This is a genomic window from bacterium, assembly GCA_040757115.1.
In the GTDB taxonomy this organism is placed as follows: Bacteria; UBA9089; CG2-30-40-21; order CG2-30-40-21; family SBAY01; genus JBFLXS01.
Genome location: JBFLYA010000299.1, coordinates 1 through 4,177 on the forward strand (window position 1 = coordinate 1; position 4,177 = coordinate 4,177).

The 4,177-nt window shown below is 36.9% G+C and carries 3 protein-coding genes; all 3 read right to left on the minus strand.

Annotated elements, in window-relative coordinates; genetic code table 11:
- Positions 1 to 116: 116 nt before the first annotated feature.
- Complete coding sequence (locus AB1422_17425; GenBank protein MEW6621085.1) at positions 117 to 1,499, minus strand: Ig-like domain-containing protein; 1,383 nt, start codon at positions 1,497 to 1,499, stop codon at positions 117 to 119.
- Positions 1,500 to 1,537: 38 nt separating this feature from the next.
- A complete protein-coding gene (locus AB1422_17430; protein MEW6621086.1) occupies positions 1,538 to 3,223 on the minus strand; it encodes a HEAT repeat domain-containing protein in 1,686 nt (561 codons plus the stop codon).
- Positions 3,224 to 3,368: 145 nt separating this feature from the next.
- Positions 3,369 to 3,971: an Ig-like domain-containing protein gene (locus tag AB1422_17435; protein ID MEW6621087.1), complete on the minus strand. Its 603-nt coding sequence runs from the start codon at positions 3,969 to 3,971 to the stop codon at positions 3,369 to 3,371.
- Between the last annotated feature and the right edge of the window lie 206 nt (positions 3,972 to 4,177).

The window sequence follows — 4,177 nt, forward strand, 5'->3', positions numbered from 1 at the left end:
CCCGCTTTCATCGGTGTAACATACCGGCACCTCTATGACCTTACCTGGTATTAAATCAGTTACGGTAGTAAAGGAAGATGTGTAATCTACCTCTAATGGATTACCAGCCAAATCCTTTACCCCAGTTCGCCACTTTTGACTAAAATAGTATAATTAGTGCCAATATTTAGTGGTTGTGTTGGTGTAAAAAATGCACTTCTGATGTCCGGGTTATAGCTTACAGAACCAACAACAGCACCATTATTAAGCAGAATTGTATCTTCATTAATTGTCTCTGTCCCCATCTCCTCTGAGAAGGTAATGCGGATGCGATTACCAAGATAAACCTTGGTTTGGCCATTAGCCGGTTTAGTGTTGGCTACCTGTGGTGGTGTGTGGTCAATGATGGCAGAAAAACCATCATCAACGGTATAAGAACTTCCTATCATAAAACTCTCACCTTTTCCTATATTACCTGCTCTATCATATACTTTGGCATAGACATGCCAGAGTGGATAATTAGAAATACCATTTGTATCCCATTGGCAGGAATATTCTTGTGATACACCATCATCATTTTTATCCTCATCCTTTTTATCAATCAAATTATTCAAAATCAACTCATTATAATAAAACTCTACCTTATCAATTCCAGAGCCTTTATCTCCATCCTTCACCTTTGCTTTAATTGTTACTTCCCCAGTTAATTTACCATACTCATCAATCTTTTTACCCCCTTTCCATAATTCAGTAGAGAGTATTTGAGGGGCTTCCGTCTTTGCTTTTACCATCTTTTTCATCAAATTAACCGGGGTAAAGGTAGGTATTTTAGGAACTATTATAGGAATTCCATTTGGTAGCCTAAATAATATTGGTGGGAAGCAATCTAATTCGTCTTTAGCAGAGAAAAAGCCGCCCAGACTTGCCTGCTCATAAATATACTCTATGAATCCATCAGAACGAAATGTGCCTTTCTCTGGTTTATCACTCGGATTCTTAATACTTCTCGGTGTTTCAGTTTTCTTCCAGCCACCAACAGAATATTTTGGATTAAGTTGTTTCTGCTGGTAGGCGTAGGAAAGAATATCTCTTCGATCATCAGCACTTAGATTCCCTGATTTATTATATGCACCCCAGGGCTCCTTTCCAGCAAGAGCAAAATAAAGAGTTACAACATCACACACTTGAATTTCAGGTGGAAGTTCATCTTTATATCCATTTACTTGAATAACAGAATGTAAATTATCAGAGTCTTGAATGTTGATTTCAGAAATCCCTCCTCCTTGGGAAAGAGGAATGACCTTAAAGTCCTCCCCTTCTTTAGGTTGTGAATCACTGAGGAAGTAAAATCCTCCATGCCCTAACCAATTCAGGAAAGGTTCACCAAGGTCCCTAAAGATAACATCACCCATCTCGGCATTTATCCAGGATATTGTTCTTTCTTGACTATAAACAAATTCCTTTGGATACAACCATGTTAATGAAATGATTGTTAGTCCTAACAATACTTTTTTATACATGATACATCCCTCCTTTAGATAAAGTTTTTATGTTTAATTTAATCGTCATCATTCTCTTGTTGTGTTGTAACATTTTTTAAACATCTCATCAGTTCTTCTTTAATACATTCGTTTTTTGGTTCCTTTAATGCCTCCTCTAATAATTTAATTACTCTCTCATCCTTAAACTTACTTAATCCAAAAACAGCTATAAACCTTCTAGTTCCAAAATCTGTTTCATTTTTAAAGGCTTCTATAAGCGGTTCAATAGCCCTTTTACTCCCTGTTTTGCCTAAAGCCTTTGCTGCACGCCTTACTACCAATCCATCTTCATCTTTCAACTTTTCAATCAGTGCATCTACTATTTTTTCATCATGTACGCCATGCTCCCATAAATTTCCTAATGCTTCAGCAGCACCTATCTTTATCAATGGTTCTACTGCTCTTGCATCACCTAACGCACCTATTATACCTATTGCATAGCTACCGACACCTTTTTCGTCAAACATCTTAATTAATGGTTCCACCATACTCCTATCACCTGTCCGTTCTCCTAATTGTGAAAGTGACCCAGCAGCACATGCTCTACACCTCATATTCTCATTTTTATCCTCTAATATCTTTATCAATACCTTTATTGTCTCTTTATTCCCTACATATCCTACTGCATTTATTATATTCGAGCGTACCTCAACATTCTTTGTAGTCTCCAGTAGTTTAACTAAAGGTTCAGGACGAACTGATTCACTCTTACCTAAGTCATGTACTATTTGTCCTCGAACTACCCCATCATCTTCTTCATCACCTACTACCTCCAATAAAGGTTTAACTGCTTCATTATCTTTTGTACCATACACAACCATTCCTTCCGGGTCAACTCGTGAAGACCCATATATACCATATATAATTATCTCTGCCAGGTCAACTCGTAAAGCCCGATTTCTCTTCTTGTCCTTTATCACCTCTATCATCGTTGGTACTCCGGGTTTGCCTATATGCTCAAGATCCGTTCTACCTCCATATGTAAAAATAGCCTTCCCCCACGAATCCCCTTTCCCCGCCCATACTTTTTCCATCCTATCTACAATCTTTAACACCTTCTTTCTCATCTTTTTCTGTTCACCCTCTAATTTCAATACGCCTTTTTTACCAAATTCATCTTCTAATACCCGAGCTACCTCTAATCGAACTACGATATCATCCCTTCTATCCTTGACTATCTCCATCAATGGCTTAATCATCCTTTCATCTTTTATCTCCTCAGTTATCATGAGGTTAATAACAAATTCTCGAAATTTCCATAGTCTTTTTTTATCCTTTAGTACCTTGATTAATGTAGGTACCGCTTGATGTCCCATATCCCTCATTTCCTTTACCATCTTATCTAATTCTTCCTGTGTGGGATAGTGTTTTTGTGCCTCTTCCATTTTTTCTTCTGATGCAAACTCTTCTGGTCGAAAATCACAACATCTTTCTATCCTCTCCACAATCTCCAATATCCTCTTCTCAATCCTTTTCTTCTCTTTTTTAGAAAGTTCAGGTTTAGTCTGATTAGTTTCTTTCTTCGGTTGTATTTTAGCTTGTTCTTTAGCCTCTACTTTTTGTTCTTTACTCTCTACTTGTAACTCATTGCTCTTCGCTCTGTACCCTTTGCCTTGCTGTCCACAGCTAAAAAGCATACAGACCAACAATACCAATAATCCACTAAAGAGTAAATATAACCGCTTACTGATTACTAATTCCATGATATTACCATTATACTCCTTCATCTAAATCAAGTCAAGTAATTTTTGTATTCACCAGCAATTCTCGGTGAAAAAATTCGCAACTCTTTTATTTTCAATGTTTCCTACAACAGATTGTCGCGAAAAATAATTTTGTAGTTATGGGCTAAGTCAAGAAGTAACAATAAATATATGTTTCCTGCTCTGTTAATGGATTACCAGCTAAATCCTTTACCCCCGATTCACCACCTTTGACTAAAATAGTATAATTAGTGCCAATATTTAGTGGTTGTGTTGGTGTAAAAAATGCACTTCTGATGTCCGGGTTATAGCTTACAGAACCAACAACAGCACCATTATTAAGTAGAATTGTATTCTCATTAATTGTCTCTGTCCCCATCTCCTCTGAGAAGGTAATGCGGATGCGATTACCAAGATAAACCTTGGTTTGGCCATTAGCCGGTTTAGTGTTGGCTACCTGTGGTGGTGTGTGGTCGATGATAACAAAAAAGCCGTCAGTAATATCATAAGAATTACCAATTACAAATTTTTCCCCTTCACCCATATTTCCTGCACGATCATATACTCGAGCGTAGGCCCGCCACATAGGATATTGAGGAATACTACTGACATCCCAATTACAACTATATTCTTCCAGTATCCCTTCATCATCTTTATCTTCATCTTTTTTATCAATTAAGTTAATTAATATTTGGTCAGTATAATAGAATTCTACTCGATCAATTCCAGAACCACTTGCTCCATCCATTACCTTCACTTTAATCTCAATTGCTCCTGTGACTTTACTCCAAGGAAATATCTCTAGAAGGGGCTTTCCATCTTTATACCCTAAATTCCCGAAAAGTTATAACTATGGGGAGAGATTTGATACATCGATGTCAAAAGAATTATATATATCTTTAACCTTTTTTGAGATTTCATTGATTATATTTAGTCCATTACCAAATTGCGTAA

What these genes read in the sequence shown, in the direction of transcription:
- AB1422_17425 (MEW6621085.1), bottom strand. Translation starts at nt 1,499, where the DNA reads ATGTATAAAAAAGTATTGTTAGGACTAACAATCATTTCATTAACATGG.
- AB1422_17435 (MEW6621087.1), bottom strand. Translation starts at nt 3,971, where the DNA reads ATGGATGGAGCAAGTGGTTCTGGAATTGATCGAGTAGAATTCTATTAT.
- AB1422_17430 (MEW6621086.1), bottom strand. Translation starts at nt 3,223, where the DNA reads ATGGAATTAGTAATCAGTAAGCGGTTATATTTACTCTTTAGTGGATTA.